Raw genomic sequence first — 18,682 nt, 5'->3', positions numbered from 1 at the left:
CCCAGCCTATTTTAGGCGCCTACCTGGTGATGTGCACCGCCAGGTCCAATACGCGGCAGGCATATCCCCATTCGTTGTCATACCAGGACACCACTTTGACCAACTGGTCGACCGCAGCCGTCAACAGCCCGTCCACGATTGAAGAGTGGGTGTTCCTGATGATGTCGCAGGAAACCACCGGCTCTTCAATGAAATCCAAAATCCCCTGCAGGGGCGGCGTTTTGGCGGCATCGCGCAGGACGGCATTGACCTCTTCGGCCGTGACCGGGATCTCCACCTGAAAAACGGCGTCCAGAACCGAGACCACCGGAGTGGGCACCCGGAAAGACAGCCCCTCGAAGTGCCCCTTGTACTCGGGGAGGACGAGGCCGACGGCCTTGGCGGCACCGGTGGTGGTGGGCACAATGGAAAGGGCGGCCGCCCGGGCCCGCCGCAGGTCGGAGTGTGCCGAGTCCAACAGCCGCTGGTCGTTGGTGTAGGCGTGGATGGTGGAGACCATGGACGAACGGACCTTGAAGTGCGCCCCCAACACCTTGGCGATCGGGGCCAGGCAGTTGGTGGTGCAGGAGGCGCCGGACACCACCAGGTCCGTGGCCGGATCATAATCCTGCTCGTTGACGCCCATCACGATGGTACGTCCCGGGCCCTTCAGCGGAGCGGTGACCACGACCCTGGGCGCTCCGCCGGCGAGGTGCCGGCTCGCCTCCTGGACGCTGCGGAACCTCCCGGTGGACTCGACCACCACATCCACGCCGTATTCTCCCCATGGCAGTTCTTCGGGCGCGGACTTGCTGAAAAACACTGTCTCCTCGTCATCCACCCAGATCCGGTCGCCGTCCACCCGCAACTGACCTCTCAGGTTGCCGTGCGCCGAGTCGTATTTCAGCAGGTGGGCCAGGGTTTTGATGTCTCCCAGGTCGTTGACGGCCACCACCCGGACGTCGGGACGTCTCCGGGCAATCCGGAAAATGCAGCGCCCGATGCGTCCGAACCCGTTAATGCCGATTCTCAAAGTCATCAGCCGATACCTCCTTCATATTTGGTTAAAGTTGAGACTTAACACCGTTGACGAAATTGTAACATTGAATCCAAAATCGTACTACCGTCTTTGTGTATTTCTCCAAACACTGATGATTGGACTGGATAACCGCCTTTGACAACGGCGGAGTTTAGAGAGAATAATTAAAGAGTGGGAACAACCCCGGCCGTGGAGAAAGAGGAGGAGTCAGCGACGGATGGTAGAAATCGCCCAACTCAGTGACAGTGGCCAGAAAGTGTTCGAAGCCCGCTACGCGGCTAAAGACGAACAGGGCCGGGTAACCGAGACATTTGAACAGGCGGTTCACCGCCTGGCGCGCACCACCGCCCTGGCCGAGAAAGCGCAAGACCGCGCCGCCTGGGAAGAGAAGTTCGCCGCTTCCATCGGCGGCTTGCTTTTTGTCCCCTCGACGCCCATCTGGGCAAACATCGGGAAAACCGACCGCCCCTGGCAGCCGGGGGCTTGTTTTGTGCTGGCCGTGGAGGATTCCCTGGAGTCCATGTACCAGACCCTCAAGGACACAGCGATGGTGTTCAAGTCCGGCGGCGGAGTGGGATACAACTTCAGCGCCATCCGCCCACGGGGCTCGATGGTGCGGTCGACCAAGGGACAGGCCTCGGGCGTGGTGGAATTGATCCGCCTGTACGACGCCTCCTCCGGGATGGTCATGCAGGGCGGCGTCCGCCGGGGCGCCTCGATGGGCATCCTGAACATCGACCACCCCGAGATCATTCACTTCATTAACAGTAAGCGCGGCGGGGACATCACCCACTTCAACCTCTCGGTCGGAGTGACCGACGCGTTCATGGAAGCCCTGGAGCGGGACGAAGACTGGCCGCTGGTGTTCAACGGCGAGGTGCACCAGACGGTGCCGGCCCGGGAACTCTGGGACCTGATCACCGAATCCGCCCACGCCTGCGGGGATCCCGGGATCATCTTCCTGGACCGCCTGCAGCGGGACAACCCGGTTCCGGAAAAGAAGATCAACGCCACCAACCCCTGTGTGACAGGTGACACCTGGGTGACCACCGGAGCAGGGCCCCGGCAGGTAAGGGAACTGGTGGGCCGTCCCTTTGAGGCCATTGTTAACGGGAAAGCTTACGGGACAGGGAAAGACGGCTTTTTTCAGACCGGGACCAAACCTGTGGTCAAGTTGTGCACCAGGGAAGGTTATACGGTCCGGCTGACGGCGGACCACATGATCCTGCGGGTGACCGATAAAACCCGTTACCGCCTGAGCCAGGAATGGGTTCCTGCAGCGGACCTGAAGGCTGGCGATCAAATTGTGCTGCATAATCACCGGCCGTTGCCCGGCTGGCCCGGCGCTCTAACCGAAGGAGAAGGATACCTGCTGGGCCTCCTAGTGGGCGACGGAACACTGAAAAAAGAAACTGCCATTCTCAGTACCTGGGTTAAAAAGCAAGCGGTCAACGGCTCCGGGGCCGGAGACGGAGTAGATTCCGTGATGCAGCTGGTGCTGCAGTACACCGGAAAAATGCGTCACCGGGCTGATTTTACCGGCTGGGACCCGGTCAAGGGACGAAACGAGTACCGTTTTAAATCTGCCGGGATAAAGGTGCTGGCGGAACGGATGGGCCTGGGTCCCGGCAGGAAAACCGCCACTCCGGAAATCGAGGGTGCTTCCTCGGAAGGGTACCGCGGGTTCCTGCGGGGCCTGTTCGATGCGGACGGAACGATTATAGGAGAGCAGCAAAAAGGTGTCAGCATCCGCCTGACCCAAAGCAATCGCGACCTTTTGGGCATAGTTCAACGGATGCTGGCGCGACTTGGCATCATCAGCACCATCTACGAAGGGCGGCGTCCTGCCGGCCTGAAATCTCTGCCGGACGGCAATGGCGGTAACAAAGAGTATCACATCAAGGCGCAGCATGAGCTGGTCATCAGCAGGGACAATATTTCCGTATTTGCTGAGCGGATCGGTTTCGGAAATAGTGAAAAAGCCGGCAGGCTCAAGTCCCTTCTTGAAGCATACAAGCGTGACCTAAATCGCGAACGCTTCACAGCGACAGTGCTGTGCGTCGAAGAAGACGGGATAGAGGACGTTTATGATGTTCAAGTACCGGGAATCAATGCCTTTGACGCCAACGGCATAGTTGCCCACAACTGTGGCGAACAGCCTTTATCGCCGGGCGAATCATGCCTGCTGGGCAGCGTGAACCTGGCCCGGATGCTGAAGCCGGGCCGGGACGGGTACGTGGTAGATTGGGAGCTGCTGCGCGACACGGTGCGGCTGGGGATCCGTTTCCTGGATAACCTTATCGACGTGGCCGAATACCCGCTGGAGTTCATCGCCGAAGCCACCCGGGCCACCCGCAAGGTGGGCCTCGGGTACACCGGACTGCACGACCTCTTGATCAAGATGGGTTTACCCTACGACGCGGAAGAGGGCCGTCGTTTCGCCGGCACCGTCTTCAAGGCGGTGCAGGACGCGGCACTCGCCTACTCCCGCGAACTGGCCGGCGAGCGGGGCTGCTTCCCGGAGTGGGAACGGAGTGTGTTCCACCCCCATGAGAAGCGGCGCAACGCGGCCTGCATCACGGTCGCGCCCACCGGCAGCGTGACCACGATCGCCGGGTGCGAGGGCTACGGCATCGAGCCCATCTTTGCGGTGGCCTACACGAAGGACACTGACGTGGCCGGTTCCTTCGAGGTGTTTTCGCCGCTGTTCCTGGAGGCCTGCGAGCGGCTGGGGGTGTCCCGTGAGGTGATGTCCGAGGTGGCCCGTCGCGGCGGCTGCCAGGGAGTGGAGGGGGTACCGCCCGAACTGGCCCGGATCTTCAAGGGGGCGCAGGAAATCAGTCCGCGCGATCACATTCTGATGCAGGCCGAAGTCCAGAAGTACGTCTGCAACGCCGTCAGCAAGACCATCAACCTGCCTAATTCGGCCACCATTCACGATATCGAAACCTGCTACCGGTTGGCCTATGAACTGGGGCTCAAGGGCGTCACCGTCTTCCGAGACGGCTGCAAGCAGGGCGTGGTGACGGTGGGAAGGAAGAAGCGTAAACCCGTGCCGGGCGAACTGGCCCGGGGCGAGATCATGCCCCGGCCGGAGAACGCCCAGGGGGTTACGCACCGGCTGGACTCCGGGTGCGGCAAGATCTACCTGACTGTGAACTACCACCCCGCCACCGGCGAGATCCTGGAGACCTTCATCACCACCGGTTCGGACGGGGGCTGCCTGATTTACACCGAAGCTACTTCCCGCCTGATCAGCCTGGCGATCAGGGGCGGGATACCGTTGGAAGAGATCATCGGGCAGCTGCAGAGCACGCACGCCTGCCCGTCCTACCAACTGGCCCGCGGCCGCGGCCGGCAGCTTTCTCCGGGCAAGTCCTGCGCCTCGGCCATCGCCCGGAAACTGATCGAAATCCAGACCGAACTGGCCCGTCGCTGCAACGGCGGCGAGATTCCCGCCCCGTGGGGGGTCCGCAATCCGGACACGGAACCAGGGCCGGACCGCTGCGAGGTCTGCGGGCTCCGGATGAACCGTGCGGAGGGATGCTACGTCTGCCCGCACTGTGGATTCGCCAAGTGCTAACAAAGCGGAAAGGAACCGTCAAAAAGGTGTCAAAAAGGTGTCAGATACCTTTTCCCCGACACAACTCCGAGAAAGGGGTCGGGGTCCTTTCCGAAGAGTTGAGTGTCCTGACCCTTTCTTGATCCTTTCTTAAAAAGCCCTGTTTATTTGTTTATTATGGTGGGAACCGGGGGAACCGGTTCTTTTCCATATTGGGGGCAACCCGGCACAGAGGCGAATATGCTGTTAGGGGAGTATCGGGCGAGGCTCACTGAACCGCGTTACATCCGGTTGTTATTATTTGCCTAATTACTACCCCGTCTTTTTCCAAAGAATAAAGGGTAAAAGGGGGTGGTAAGAATGCCGATGCTGGACAAGTACAAAAAGCTCTGGCCGATCGGAGCGGTGATCTTGGTGCTGGTGGTCGGGGGCGCCATTTTTGCCGCGACGCAGATGCGGACACCCGGGATCCCGCGCGAAATCGCCCGGGGGGAACGCCAGGTGCCGGTGCTGCGGGTGTATGACGTCGAGGCCGGTGAACTCCGGGACATGAACTTCGAGGAATACGTCGCCGGAGTGCTGGCCGGAGAGATGCACAACGACTGGCCGGATGAAGCCCTGGCCGCACAGGCCATCCTGGCCCGCACTTTCGCGCTGAAGTTCATCGCCGAGAAGGATTCCAAGTATGAGGGCGCCCACATCTCCACCGACATCGAGGAGGCCCAGGCCTGGGACGCCGGCGCGGTAAACGAGCGCATCCGGAACGCGGTCGCGGCGACGCGAGGCCAGGTGGCCGTACACCGCAACCGGTTCATCAACGCCTGGTTTCACGCCCATGCGGGTGGGGAAACGGCTACGGCCCGGGAGGGTTTAAACTGGAAGGGGCGGGAGCCGCCCTACATCCAGTCCGTGGATTCGCCGGATTCCGACCAGGCGCCGGCGGACGTCAAGGACTGGACGGCCACCTTCTCCAAGAGCCAGGTGGCCCAAGCGGTGCGTGACCTGGGGCAAGACCCGGGAACCATAGACCGCATCGAAGTGGTCGGCCGGGGGCCTTCAAACCGGGTGACCCGCCTCCGGGTCGGCCGGGCGGAGGTGCCGGGAGCGGATTTCCGGATCGCCCTCGGGGCCACCGAACTCAAATCGATGCGCATCCATTCCATCCAGATGACCGGCGACCAGATCACCTTCCGGGGCTCCGGCTACGGGCACGGGGTCGGCATGAGCCAGTGGGGAGCGTTTGAGATGGCCAACCGGGGCACGCCGGCCGCGGACATCGTCCGATACTATTTCAATAACATCCGCATCGAAAAACTCTGGGATTAAGACCGGCGGGGGAGGGGAAACCGCGTTACGGAACCCCTTCCCCGGCTCGTCCTTGCCCTCTGTACGGCCATGCGCGCCATCCCGGCCGGACAAGCTACCTTTTGTGCCCGACACCATACCATGGCTAGTAGGAACTGTTTTGTCCGGGATAAGATGTTTACCCCGGGCTAACGGCACACCGGAGGAGGTAGTTGGACGCAGTGAGCGACACGCGGCAAATCACACTGAGCCGACTGGGAGTCAGGCGCAAGGGAATAATCAGACTGGTTTTGAGCGGATCCCGGCGTCAACGGCTGCTGGACTTGGGGCTGGTCCCGGACACCCCGATCGAAGCTTTGCGGAGAGCACCAATGTCCGGCCCCATAGCCTACAGGGTACGGGGCTTCTGCATCGCCCTGCGGAGTTCGGAAGCGGACATGATCCTAGTGGAAGAGGTGAAATAATCTTGCGCGACCCTCAGGTCCGGGAGGAAGCGCACGCCTCCGGACGGCGGCACTCGCTCTCCATCGCTCTGGCCGGAAACCCCAATATCGGCAAGAGCACGCTTTTTAACGAACTGACCGGTTTGCGACAGTATGTGGGGAACTGGCCCGGCAAAACGGTGGCGCGGGCCGAGGGCTTCCGGAGATACCGGAACGAGTACCTGCGGCTGGTCGACTTGCCGGGCACTTACAGCCTCTTGTCCACCTCGCAGGACGAGGTCATCGCCCGGGAGTACCTGCTGAGCGGCGAGGCCGACGCGGTGATCGCAATGGTGGACGCCACCAACCTGGAGCGGACGCTGTACTTCGTGCTGCAGTGCCTGGAAATCCACGACCGGGTGCTGGTGGCCGTCAACATGATCGACGCCGCCGAACAAGGCGGCCTGATCATCGACACCGCCGGGCTTTCCCGCCTTCTGGGAGTGCCGGTCGTGGCCACCGCCGCGGCGCGGCGGAGGGGTCTGGATGAACTGGTGCTGCGGGCTGTCGATCTGGCCCGCGGGCACCACCCCCCGCCCAGACGTGATTTCTACGGACCGGCGGTTGAAGAGGCGTTCCGACGGGTGGAACGGGCGCTCGCCGCCTGCGGCCTGCCGGACGGGGCGGCAGAGGGGCCCCCGCGGCGCTGGCTGGCCGGACAGCTGTTGCGGGGAAACACGGAGGCGCTGGACGAATTGGACCCAGCGCGGCGGGAAGAGTTGAAGCGGGAGTCGGCCCTGATCAGGGCTGCGTACCAGGGGGACCTGGACACCGACCTGGCCTGGGAACGGTACGCGTTTGCCCAACGGGTTGCCCGCAAGGTGGTCCGGAAACCCGGCCGGGAAGCTCCGGATTTGACCCAGCGGGTTGACGAAATCGTGACCCACCGGTGGTTCTCCTTCCCGGTGATGCTGGCGGCCCTGGGCGCGATCCTCAGTATCACCATGTTCGGCGCCGAACCCCTGAGCGAGGCGCTGGAAGCGTTCTTCGTCTGGTTTGCCGGTGCGGCGGCCGCGTTCATGCTCACGGTGAACGCCCCTTACTGGATTTCCGGACCCCTCGTGGAAGGGCTGATCGTCGGCGTCGGAACGGTTATCGCGGTGATGCTGCCCACCATGGCCATTTTTTTTATATTGTTCGCGCTGCTGGAGGACAGCGGGTTCATCCCCCGCATCGCGTTTAACATGGACCGGCCGATGCAGGCCGTTGGTTCGCAGGGAAAACACTGCCTGACCTGCATGATGGGTTACGGCTGCAACATTCCGGGCGTAATGTCCGCCCGGATCCTGGAGGGAAATCACCGCCTGATGGCCGTGATCACGAACAGCCTGATCCCGTGCAACGGGCGGATCGGGATTATTCTGCCGCTGTCAATTCTGTTTTTCGGGGTCGCCGGCATCCTGGTGGTCGGCGCCCTGTTCCTGATCAGCATGGGCACGGTAATGGCGAGTACGCTGCTGTTGAGCCGCACGGTGCTGAAAGGGCGGTCCCCGAGCTTCGCGATGGAACTCCCGCCCTACCGGAAGCCGCAGTTCGGCCGGGTCGTAATGCGCACCCTACGGGAACGAGTGCTCCACGTGCTCGTGCGCGCCGCTTCCGTGGCCGCACCCATCACGGTCCTGATCTGGTTCATGAGCAATTACCCGGCCGGGGGAGGCTTTGAGCACACTCTGACCGGCCGCATGAGCGCCGGCCTGGAACCGGCCGGCCGTTTCTTGGGGCTGGACGGGGGCATCCTGACCGCCATTCTGTTTGCTTTCCCGGCCAAGGAGATCGTGATCGGCTCCCTGGCCATCACCAACGGCCTGGCGGCCGATTTATCCGGATCGGTCCTGATCGAAGAGGTGCTCGCCGCCAACTGGTCCACACTGACGGCTTTCAATTTCCTGCTGTTCTACATGCTGTGCATGCCCTGCGCCTATACGGGGGTGATGATCTACCGGGAAACCCGCAGCGCCCGGTGGACCGCCTGGGCGATGCTGCTACCGCTGTCCTGGGCCGTGCTGCTGACTTTTATCGCCCACCGCCTGGGGATTCTCCTCGGCCTTGGCTAGTTTTGGGGCTAAAGGCATCTTCTGCTGAATAGGCTCTTGGAGGTGATTGGGTTACAGGACGCGAGCGAAAAAGTGGTGGAAGGCATCAAGCACTTCATCAGCGCAGAAAACCTCCGACGGGTCAAACATTTTCTGGACGTGGTGGAGCAAAACCCACAGGTTTTCGGCGTCTTTCAGGGGAAATGAGCTTTTCCGGGAGGCGGTCGGCTGGGTTTTGCCGGATGTTCCCGGAACTGGTATCATGGGTTCGGACAGGCATATTCCCTGGTGCGGTACGGAAGACTAAGGTGAGGTTCTTTGCCGGGAGGGGTCGGCGTGTCGGTAGCCCGGAAATTACCAGCGCAAATGGCATTCATCGGCCGTTTTCTGACCTTGGTGCTCCCCGACGTGGACCGCGAACTCGCCCGCTGGCAGGCTAAGATCAGCGAGTGCCCCGAAAGCGAACTGGCCCGGCAGGCGGCCTCCAGCATACGCCTGAAGCGTTTTCACGCCCAGGGAGGGAGCGTTTTTGCCCTTACGGCCGGTGGATACCGGCGGGACCTGGTCCGGCTGATTGTCGCCCTGCAGACCATCAGTGACTACCTGGACAATCTCTGCGACCGGGCCGGCTGTTACGACCGGCACGCCTTCCGCATGCTCCACGAAGCCTTCCTGTGTGCCGTTGACGACGAGCGGGAGGTCCCGGACTTTTACCAACTCTACCCCTTCGGCGGAGACGGTGGTTACCTGCGTTCCCTGGTGGAGGTATGCCGCGGGGTGACGGCTGACCTGCCTGCCTACCGGCTGGTCCGGGATGACGTGCTCAGGCTGGCCGAACTATACTGCGACCTGCAGGTGTACAAGCACACTGAACTCTGGGCGCGGGAGCCGCTGCTGATTTCCTGGTTCAACCGCCACCGCGGTCGTTACCCGGGCATTGAATGGTGGGAATTCGCGGCCGCCGCCGGGTCCACGCTGGGCATTTTCGGCCTCCTGGCGTCCGCCACCCGGCCGGAACTTGAGCGGCGGGAGGTGAACGCCCTGGTTAAGGCCTACTTTCCGTACGTGTGCGGCCTGCACATCCTGCTGGACTACTTCATCGACCAGGAGGAGGACCGGCAGGGCGGGGACCTGAACTTCTGCTTTTACTACCCCGATCCCGAGACGTGCGGCCGCCGTCTGCGGCATTTCCTGGCTGAGAGCCTGGAACGGGTGTCAAGGTTGAAGCGGCCGCTTTTCCACCGCACGGTGGTAAAAGGTCTGCTGGCGCTCTACCTCTCCGACCCGAAGGTGCGCCGGCAGGGTTTAGAGCCCGTATCCAGAATGCTGTTCGCCGGCGCCGGGACGGACGCCCGGTTGATGCACCGTGTGTGCCGGGCCTTGCGCCGGGTCGGCGTGGTTTAGGAATCCGCGACCTGGTCGGACACGCCCGCCGCGCTCTCCTCCGTCGCCACTTCCCCGAGCACCTCTTCTGCGATGGCCAGCGCAATATTCCGTACGTGTTCGCTGATGCGCAGGTAGGCGTTGATCAGGTCCAGGTGTATGGAGCTTGTGGCCTCGGACTTCTGCACCCCGATCCGGAGCCGATGGATGTGGAACTGCCGCAGGCTCCGTTCCATAGACACGATCTTGGGCTGCAGTTGCACCGCCAGCCGGGCCAGGTTGGCGTTGCCCGTGACCAGCGCGGTCTGGGTCTTCTCCATCAGGTTGCACACCCGCTGGTGCATGATCGTCAGTTCTTCCCAGCCCGACTCCGAGAAGTCACAGCCTCCGTATATCTTGCACTCGGCCAGGTGGGCGATGCTCTTTTCGATGATGTCGCCGATGTGTTCCAGGTCGGTGATGATGTGAATCAAGCCCATAGCCCGGCCGAACTCCTGCCGGGAGAGCGGCTGGCGCAGCACGTTGGCCAGGTAGGTCTTGGTCGCCCGGGACAGGTTGTCGACCTTCTCTTCGGTGTAAAGGATGGTGTCCAGAAGATCCCGGTCGTTTTTCTCGAATACCTGGTTGGCGTTCGAGGTCATGTTGTGCACCAGGTCGAACACCCGGACGATCTCGCGGGTGGCCAGCCCAAGGGCGAGCGACGGGCTGGAGATGATGATTTCCTGGTCAAGGTACTTGGGCCGCATGTCCAGGGCGCAGGTCTCCTCGTCGGGGCGGATCCGGTTCAAAAAGGCGGCGAACTGCCCGGTGAAGGGCAGGAACAGGAGTGCGATCGTCAGGTTGAAGAAGGTGTGCACGTTTGCCACCTGACCGGCAGTGGAGCCCGTGATGAGCACCATCAGGTGGGCGAACTGGTTCACGAACGGCAGGAACAGGAGCACACCCGCCACTTTGAACAGGAGGTGGGCGATGGCCACCCGCTGTGCCTCTCTTGACGAGCCCAGGCTGGACAGCACCGCGGTGAAGGAGGTGCCGATGTTGGCTCCGAACAGGAGGTAGATGGCGGCTTTTAGGGTGACCAGATCCTGTATGGCCATAAGCATGATGATACCGACTGCAGCGGCGCTGCTGTGGATCAGGAAGGTGAAGAGCGCAGCGGCGAGGATGGCCAGGAGGGGGAAGTCGCTCATGGTGGCCAGAAGACTGACAAAAAAGGGCTCATCGCGCAAGGGGTACATCGCGTCGCCCATCACCTTGAGGCCGAGGAACAGAAGGCCGAAGCCCAGGAGCACCTGGCCGATTCTCCGGTAGCGGTCACGCTTGGTGAAGAAAATGATGGTGGCACCCAGGCCCACGATCGGGAGGGAGATTTCGGTCACCTTGAGGGCGATCAGTTGGGCGGTTACCGTCGTGCCGATATCGGCGCCCAGGATTACCGGCAGGGTTTGTCTGAGCGACATGACCCCGGCGCTCGCCAAGCCGACCAGGAGCACAGTGGTGGCCGTGCTGCTCTGAAACAGGATGGTTACGGCTGCCCCGACGGAGAGGCCGACGAACCGGTTCTGGGTCAGGGAGCTCAGGATGTTCCGCAGTTTGTGGCCGGCGATCTTCTGCAAACCTTCACGCAGCACGTACATGCCGTAAAGCAATAGCCCCATGCCGCCCAGCAAGCCGAAAATCACCGTGAGCCACACTGAAGAACACTCTCCCTTCCCTTGATGTGAAATAACGCACAAAGGGCAGCCCCGACAAAGGCCTTAAAAACCGATTGACGGGTAGGGGTATTCCCCAAGATCCCCCCAGCCTGGAGGTGGCTGCCTGGCCGTGCTAATCTGCCATGAATCCGTATTCTAAGCATTCTATCCATTAATTCGGGCCCCGTCAACTGGTCAATCAGTTTGCTATATTATGTACTTACACAACATGGCGTCAACAGGGCGGGCCTTCGGATAGGCTCGCCGCAAGCTTGTGGGCCACTGCGGCGGTAGTGTGGCCCAGGGCTGCGCATTTGTTGGCGTTGAACAGCAGGCCGTCCAGGGTGCCGGGAGGCATCAGCGCCGCACGCCTGAACAATTCTCCGGAGGTGCGGATATCGGACATGTTCACCTCGTTTATGATCTGCAGTACCGGCTCGGGGATGTTCTCCCAGCGCAAGTTTTCCGGGATCTGCTCGATCACCCGGGAGAAATCAACACTGCGCAGGTCAAAAGGCTCTCGGTGTTCTAGGTGGTACAGGTAGTATCCAGTGAGCGCGGCCGCCCGGTACAATAAAGCGACCTTCCTTTCGCCCGTGGAAGTCCCTTCCGTCAGGTTACCGGCCGTAAGCGAAGCCAGTTTGCCGCTCAGGAGTTCAAAATACGTCCAGGTGTCGGGGTGACTGAAAAAGTCGATACGCTCTCGGGTTTCCGGGCTTTCCAGTCTGAGTGTCCAGAAACTGGACCATAATTCGACCTGACCCGGCGGCCAGTCCTCGGGGTGGCTGGGCACCAGGTAGGAGCGGAGGCGCGGTGAGATCAGCACCACCCGGTGATCGACGGCGTAAATCTCCGGTACCAAGTCGAAAAGATCATCCTGAAAAGTCAGGGCCGGGTTACCCCACACCCCGCAGTAACTCAGATTCTCCTCGCCGCTTTTCCCACGGGTGAACACGGCGTCGGGCGGATTGCCCAGAATACGGCGCACGGCATCCAGGAGTTCCACGCCGAGGGCGTCGATTCCCCCCAAGGGCCCGGAAGATACGAGCACCCGCAGCGGGGTGGTGTCGACCGTAAACCTTACCGCGCCGCCGGTCAAGTGCACCTCGCCTTCACTGTAGCTGCGGTCGCGCGCGGCGCGCAGGTGCGTTCTTATTTCGGTTACCGGATCAACGGGGTTTAACATCGAACCGCCTCCCTTACGTTCTTAGCCTTCATTATACATTCCGATTTAAAATGTGGGCATCCGGTTAATCTAATGTTGACAACCAAGTATTTTTAGGAGGTGTCTGGTGAAAGATGGAAGGCACGACGCTTACCTGGATCATCCTGATCGCCGGGGCGGTCATCGCGCTTGCCGGTTGGTTCTTGGTCGGCGGCCTGCTGGGTGCCGGAGTGCTCGGTTTCGGGGTGGCCGCCGTAGTACTGGCTTTGCTGGACTTGATCCGCCCTACGATCAACAAAAGGACGTAGCTTTAAGTCTCATCAAGGGCTGCCGCGGCACCCGGGGTTTCCCCCGGGTGCCGCTTTGTGCGAGTAGACTTTTGCTGTTGATGATATAATCAGGCTAGATCAGGTGAGGGAGTATGGGCCATGAACTTGATTATCAACGCTGATGATCTTGGAGTCACAGCCGGTGTGAACCAGGCGATACTGCTCTGTATGCGGCGCGGAATCGTGAGCAGTACCAGCTTGATGGTTAACCAGGACGGTACCGACGCCGCGATTCAGTACCTGCGGAGCGGTCTCATTCCCTGCACTGGAGTACACCTGTGCATCTCAGCGGGACGGCCGCTCCTGCCTTCGGGCCGGATTCCTTCACTGGTTGACGAGCACGGTTTTTTCCATCGCCCGAGCCGTTATGCCGAACTTGATATCAACCCACTGGATATTGAAAGGGAATTTGAAGCGCAAATTGAAAAGGTGCTGGCCGGCGGGGTATCGATCAGCCATCTGGACACCCACCACCACATTCAGCGCTACCCGGTAGTGCTGGAAGCCCTGATCACCGTCGCCCACCGCTACGACCTCCCGGTGCGTCACCTGGACCCGGCTATGCGCGAGCGGATCCGGGAGCGGGGCGTGGCTACCCCGGATCATTTCTGCGGCGAATGGATAGGCCCGGCGGTTTCCCGCGAAAACCTGTACCAAATGATCCTGGGGGCTCGGGACAACGGTCATCAGGTCGTGGAACTCATGACCCATCCCGGTTTCGCCGATGTCGCCCTGCAGACGAGGAGTTCCTACGTTGGCGAACGGCAGAAAGAACTGGCCATTCTGTGCGCCCCGGAGACCCGCGACTGGTTAAAATCCGAGGGCGTTACCCTCTGCAACTACTCAGTTTGCCGGGTCCGGTAATGACGCCTCCCGGCTCGGCCGCTCCCGGCTAGCGGAAGTCGATCACCCGGGTGTGGGGGAGGTCCGGGTACCGGTCGCTGGTTAGGAAAATCAGGCCGGCTGCTTTCCGGGACACCATCCGGTAAAGCCTTAAAGTTTCGGCGTTCTCCAGGTCGCCGATATGCCCGTCGGAAATGATCACCACCACGTCCTGGGCCCGCATCCGCCGTTGCAGCCGGCGCAGTGCCGGGGCCAGCAGCGTGCCGCCCCCGCCCCAAAGCCCCGAGACAACCCGCGCCTGCACCTGTCCGGGAGTGTACACCCTGATTTCCGGGTAGGCGGCGGCGTCCCAAGGCAGTACCCGCAGTTCGCACCGGAAAACCCGGGACAGAGCCCAGACCTCGGCCACGAACTGGGCCAGTGCCCGTTCGGTGATTGAACCAGAGCAGTCCACGAGGGCCCAGACCGTTTGCACCCCCAACCTCTTGATCCCCGGAAAGGTGGCATAGCGCCGTGACGGCCGTTCCCAGGTGCACACCACGGTGCGGCCCACGGCATCACGCAGTCCGTTTTTCAGTTGGCTGCGCCAGTTCACCCGCGGTTTAAGGGACTCCTCCACGACCCGCTGGAGTTCACCCGGGGAAGTCCCCGCCGCCTGGGCCACCACCACGGCTTCCACCACTGTCGCCCGCCAGTATTCCTCCGGGTCTTCGCCCGGCCCCTGCGAACCCTCCTGGACGATCTCTTTTTCCGTATCCGGCGGTTCGCTTTCCTCGGGATTGAGATCCCGGGGGGCGTCATTGAGCATTTGCTCCGCGGTATCCTGGGCCCTGGCGGACACCAGCAGGCGGTAAATCTCATCGCTGGAGGCGCGGCGCAATTCCTCAACGGTGATGGGTACATTTCGAGCCCACAGCATTTCCCTGACCATCGGGGCGGTCACCGGATTGCCGGCGGCCTCGTGGTAGCCGTGCCGGAAGAGCATCTCGTTGACCACCACGTCGGCCGCAACGTTGAATAACGCCCGGTCGCGCCCCTGGACCGTCCAAGGATGGCGAAAAGCCAGGTGTAGGGCCTCGTGCACCAGGACGAAGGTCTTTTCTTCCCGGTTGCGGAGCTTGCCCCAGAAATCCGGGTTCACGATCGTCTCCCCATTGGGCGTGGCCAGCACGGTGCGCACGGCGTGACTGACGGCGATGCGCATTTTGCTCAACAAGAGGGCCAGGTAGGGCGTTTTCAGGAACAGGAGCGCCTTCAAGTCGTCCAGCTCACGGCGCATGGCCTGCGTGTCATCCATTGGGCTCACCCGCTATCCCAGCAGCTCACCGATCGCGGCGTAGGCCTGCATGACCGGTTCGGACTGGGCGCACATTTCCAGGAAAAGGGCATCGTTCCACGGGTGACTCAGGCGGCTCGCAATCAGGTACCAGAGCAGGGTCAGGTACTCGCGGCTCTGCCCGGCCATCACGTCCAGGAGCGGGATGCAGTTGGTCACGTGGGGCCGGAGCGCCGCCCGGGCCTCCATAATGTCGTCTCCGGCAACGCCGCCGGACGCGGCCGTGACCGTAGCCGCCAGTCCCTGTCCCACCACCACCACGCCGATGTAACGCTGGTCGACGTCCAGGGCGGCGAAGACGGCCGGGTTTTTGATGAAAGTTTCGTAAGCGGGCACGTTGTACTCCAGAAAGGTAAAGAACTTCTGCCCGACCTCGCGGCCCAGAGCGGCGATGCACAGGGCACGCAACGCCGGGCGGTCTAGGCCGGCTTCAATCGCCGCCGGCAGGTCACGGGCCAGGCTCGTGTAACTCCGCGGTGTGGGGTAGCTCTCCAAAGTTTCTCCCTCCGCGGGAACCCGGCAAAAGTCCTGTGGGAAGCGCTGGAGATAGGCGAAGACATGGTTGTGGCCGCCGGGATGGTTGGTGTTCATCCAGCGCATCCACTGTTCGATTCGCGGCGGCTCGACCGTGATCTGGTAGACACGGTTCAGAAGGGGAGCGGGCAGCGGGTTGGCCAGAACACTGTCCTCCGGCCGGTTCCCGGCGGCGATCACGTGCACGCCCGGACCGAACCCGACAAAACCGGCGGCCCGGTCCTGGATAAGTTTGTAGGCCGCAGCCAGCACATCAGGTCGCTGGACGTTGGTAAGCTCGTCCAGGAACAGGATTCCCGGGACTTCGGCCAGCAGGACCGCCCACTGCGGCGGATGGTACACCAGTTGCCGCCGCTCCCTGATGCTGATGGTCGCTGGGCGGCCCAGCAGGTCGACCGGTTCGGTTTCGGTCAGGCGCAGGTCGACGAACACAAAGTACCGGTCGGGGTGGGCAAATATCTCCTCCAGGTCCGCCGTGCGCAGGTTCTGCCGCCGATATTCCAGAAAGGTAAGGCCGGCGGCACGCGCGGTTTCCTCCGCCACTTCCCGGACCAGGATGCTTTTGCCGATTCCCGGTGGGCCGAGCAGCAGCGTGCTCCGTTTGGCATCGGTGTGGTTGATAAAATAAAGCAATCTCTTGGCCGCCGAGGGCTTCAGTACACCCGACAGTTCGGTCAACAGGGCAACCCCCTCATTTTGTCACAGGCGATCATTGTTTTGAGATGTGGCGGAAACCCGGGGTGATGGGCCAGATCCCGCAAAACAGCCGGTATGTTCTTCCCGGCCGGAGAATTGCAGATTTTCAGGGCCGTTTCCCGGACCGGCACGGCGGAGCAGTTCGGGTGCAGGAGCGTCTTCAGCCGGACGGTCCGGTACGGGTCGGTGAGCAGCCTGGTGAGGGCGGGGAGCGGGCACGCGGGGTTGTCGGTCAGCGCGTCACGCACCCGGCTGTCGGGATCCTGCGCCAGGCGCTCCAGCAGGTCGCTGGGTGTGGTCCGGTTCCGGGCCACGCCGAACCGTACGCCCACTGCCTGGTCGGAAGCGAGCCGGGAGAGGACGACAACCGGGGTGCGGGGATGCTGGGCGACCCCCTCCCGGACCAGGGCGTCAGTATCGCTTGCCAGGACCCTGAGGAGCACGGTCCCGCAGGCCGGATTCCGGGGGACCGCCCGGCGGACGGCCGCCTGCGGATGCCGGGAGAACGCGGTGAGCAGATAACCCGGGCAGTTGGGGTTTCCCGCTGTCCCCTGCAGGACTTCCGTTTCATTGGCGGGCCGGTGCGGCCCGGAAGCTCCAGCCAACAACCAGATCAGGAGCGCGGTTCCGGCCGCCGGATTAGCGGCCACCCGGCCTTGCACGTCGGGCGAACCCGAACGGGCCAATTGGATCAGTATCACTTGGGGACAGGCGGGGTTCGCGGCCAGGGAGCACCAGTAGGCGCCGTTTCCATCGCCGACCAGCCTGGCCAGCGTTCCCGGCGGTGTGGCCGGGTTGGCGGCGGTCTTCGCCACCACCCAGGGACTGGAATCGCGACTCAAGCTTTCCAGCACCGCCGGCGGTGCGGACCGGTTGGCGGCCACCGCCGCCCGCACGGCCTGTTCGGCATCCCGGGCCAGACCGGCAAGCACCGAGCCGGGGCAGTTTGGATTGCTGGCCACGTTTTCCCGGTAACGGTGGTTCTTGTGGGTGCTAAAATCGGAGAGGATGTCCGCGGGGCACCGGGGGTGCCGCAAGAGCAAGCCCCGGAGTTGGAAATCCGGCCCGGACCCCGTCCTGAGCAGCAGTTCGGGACTGCAGCACGGGTGTCCCAGGGCCAGATGCTGCAGCCAGAGACTCGGGCTTGCCGTGAAAGAACGCAATACCGCGGCGACGTGTGGGGCTTCCACCATAAGGCAACACCTTTATTATTGTATTATCCAGGGGTTGTCAAACTATACAAGTTTGCAAATTTTTGTGGCGATTTGGAAGAACACCGCAGGCGCCGGCGATACATTCCACCCCTTTACGGGAGGATGAAGAAGGTATCGTGTCTAAATAATTACACGGCATAAAGTTTTTTTTGAGGCGGTGGGGGGCGGTGATCCTGAAGGCTGTAGTCCTGGACAGTGATCCGGTGATGCTAGAGGCGCATGAGGATGTCTTAAGCCTGGTTCCCGGGTGTATGGTCGTGCTCAGCACAGTCTCCGCCCGATCGGCGCTGGAGGTGTTGTGCGGCGATGAGACGGTTCTATTGCTCCTCGAACTAAAACTGTCCGGTGCGGATGGGCTGGAACTGCTCCGGGAGATCCGGCGGCAGGGACTGCCGGTGGACGTTATCGTGGTGACCGGTGCGGAAGACGCCGGTACCTTGGAGCAGGCCTTGCGACTCGGGATCTTCGACTACATCATCAAGCCGTACCGCCGGCACAGGCTCAAAAGCTCCGTCGAGTCCTACGCCGCAATGTACGTGACGCTGTGCGGCAAGCAGGCGGTGAACCAGGCGTGGGTCGACGACCACGTGTTTCGGCGTTTTCCGAACCTGCCGGCGGACAAGCTCCCAAAGGGCCTGCACCGGTTGACCATGGAACAGGTGGTGCTGTTTCTGGGTGAAAATATCGCCGGTGTTTCAGCGGAGGAAGTCGCCCGCGGTATCGGCTTCTCCCGGGCTACCGCGCGACGGTACTTGGAGTACCTGGCCCGCAACGGCTTGGCGCGCCCCGATCTTGAATACGGCTCAATCGGGCGCCCGACCACCAAGTACCGACTTGTTTGACCTAATGAATAAAAACAACAAAATGAGCATAATATTGTCCACCCTCGTTTAGATAAATTAGAATTTGAAAAGGTGTTCGGTTATTGGCCAAAAGACTCTGAATAAGATACGCTAATGAAGATTATCAGAGATTAATGAAGGTTGAGTTGAAAATAAACCTAATTCCTGGTCGGTTCTATAGTCCTTATCCCGCTTTCTCAATACTTGCCGTTTTTCGGATTGGGGGGTGAACAGCGCAAAGATTCA

Annotated in this window: 14 protein-coding genes; 8 read left to right on the top strand and 6 right to left on the bottom strand. The window is 61.8% G+C overall.

The genetic code is table 11. From position 1 onward, the window contains the following. Nucleotides 1-19 precede the first annotated feature (19 nt). Complete coding sequence (gene gap / locus DAUD_RS06420; RefSeq protein ID WP_012302366.1) at nucleotides 20-1,018, bottom strand: type I glyceraldehyde-3-phosphate dehydrogenase; 999 nt, start codon at nucleotides 1,016-1,018, stop codon at nucleotides 20-22. 217 nt (nucleotides 1,019-1,235) lie between these two features. Here gap and DAUD_RS06415 point away from each other — a divergent pair, with 217 nt between their 5' ends. From DAUD_RS06415 to DAUD_RS06395, 5 genes are all read left to right on the top strand, one after another. Then, nucleotides 1,236-4,601: an LAGLIDADG family homing endonuclease gene (locus DAUD_RS06415; RefSeq protein ID WP_012302365.1), complete on the top strand. Its 3,366-nt coding sequence runs from the start codon at nucleotides 1,236-1,238 to the stop codon at nucleotides 4,599-4,601. Between the two features lie 339 nt (nucleotides 4,602-4,940). Next, entirely contained in the window at nucleotides 4,941-5,906 is a 966-nt protein-coding gene (locus DAUD_RS06410) for a SpoIID/LytB domain-containing protein (protein WP_012302364.1), read from the top strand. 200 nt (nucleotides 5,907-6,106) lie between these two features. Next, entirely contained in the window at nucleotides 6,107-6,349 is a 243-nt protein-coding gene (locus tag DAUD_RS12470; protein WP_041570859.1) for a FeoA family protein, read from the top strand. A 2-nt stretch (nucleotides 6,350-6,351) separates the two neighbouring features. Then, complete coding sequence (feoB, locus tag DAUD_RS06400) at nucleotides 6,352-8,421, top strand: ferrous iron transport protein B (protein WP_012302362.1); 2,070 nt, start codon at nucleotides 6,352-6,354, stop codon at nucleotides 8,419-8,421. Between the two features lie 315 nt (nucleotides 8,422-8,736). After that, a complete protein-coding gene (locus tag DAUD_RS06395) occupies nucleotides 8,737-9,804 on the top strand; it encodes a tetraprenyl-beta-curcumene synthase family protein (protein WP_242647833.1) in 1,068 nt (355 codons plus the stop codon). Here the strand turns inward: DAUD_RS06395 and DAUD_RS06390 are convergent. Together DAUD_RS06390 and DAUD_RS06385 are read right to left on the bottom strand one after the other, a co-directional pair. Next, entirely contained in the window at nucleotides 9,801-11,477 is a 1,677-nt protein-coding gene (locus DAUD_RS06390) for a Na/Pi cotransporter family protein (RefSeq protein ID WP_012302360.1), read from the bottom strand. The two genes, DAUD_RS06395 and DAUD_RS06390, sit on opposite strands and share 4 nt — an antisense overlap. A gap of 235 nt (nucleotides 11,478-11,712) precedes the next feature. Continuing rightward, complete coding sequence (locus DAUD_RS06385) at nucleotides 11,713-12,663, bottom strand: hypothetical protein (RefSeq protein WP_012302359.1); 951 nt, start codon at nucleotides 12,661-12,663, stop codon at nucleotides 11,713-11,715. Nucleotides 12,664-12,776: 113 nt separating this feature from the next. On the opposite strand from DAUD_RS06385, the gene DAUD_RS12465 reads away from it, so the two are divergent. Beyond that, nucleotides 12,777-12,950, top strand: a complete 174-nt coding sequence (locus DAUD_RS12465; protein WP_012302358.1) for a hypothetical protein — start codon at nucleotides 12,777-12,779, stop codon at nucleotides 12,948-12,950. 120 nt (nucleotides 12,951-13,070) lie between these two features. Next, a complete protein-coding gene (locus DAUD_RS06380; RefSeq protein WP_012302357.1) occupies nucleotides 13,071-13,835 on the top strand; it encodes a carbohydrate deacetylase in 765 nt (254 codons plus the stop codon). Between the two features lie 28 nt (nucleotides 13,836-13,863). Here DAUD_RS06380 and DAUD_RS06375 read toward each other — a convergent pair whose 3' ends face one another. Genes DAUD_RS06375 through DAUD_RS06365 form a run of 3 tightly spaced genes read right to left on the bottom strand, consistent with a single transcriptional unit; the run spans nucleotide 13,864 to nucleotide 17,573 of the window. Then, on the bottom strand, nucleotides 13,864-15,111 hold the full coding sequence (locus tag DAUD_RS06375) for a vWA domain-containing protein (protein ID WP_012302356.1): 1,248 nt from the start codon (nucleotides 15,109-15,111) through the stop codon (nucleotides 13,864-13,866). A 12-nt stretch (nucleotides 15,112-15,123) separates the two neighbouring features. Further along, complete coding sequence (locus tag DAUD_RS06370; protein ID WP_012302355.1) at nucleotides 15,124-16,362, bottom strand: ATP-binding protein; 1,239 nt, start codon at nucleotides 16,360-16,362, stop codon at nucleotides 15,124-15,126. After that, nucleotides 16,359-17,573, bottom strand: coding sequence for a hypothetical protein (locus tag DAUD_RS06365; protein WP_012302354.1), 1,215 nt, complete (start codon nucleotides 17,571-17,573; stop codon nucleotides 16,359-16,361). Before DAUD_RS06365 ends, DAUD_RS06370 begins: the two co-directional genes overlap by 4 nt. 188 nt (nucleotides 17,574-17,761) lie before the next feature. On the opposite strand from DAUD_RS06365, the gene DAUD_RS06360 reads away from it, so the two are divergent. Beyond that, entirely contained in the window at nucleotides 17,762-18,436 is a 675-nt protein-coding gene (locus tag DAUD_RS06360) for a response regulator (RefSeq protein ID WP_012302353.1), read from the top strand. Nucleotides 18,437-18,682 lie beyond the last annotated feature (246 nt).

This window comes from Candidatus Desulforudis audaxviator MP104C, assembly GCF_000018425.1.
Classification (GTDB): Bacteria; Bacillota; Desulfotomaculia; order Desulfotomaculales; family Desulforudaceae; genus Desulforudis; species Desulforudis audaxviator.
Note: the sequence above shows the minus strand (reverse complement) of the source record. Positions and strands in the feature narration are given on the sequence as shown.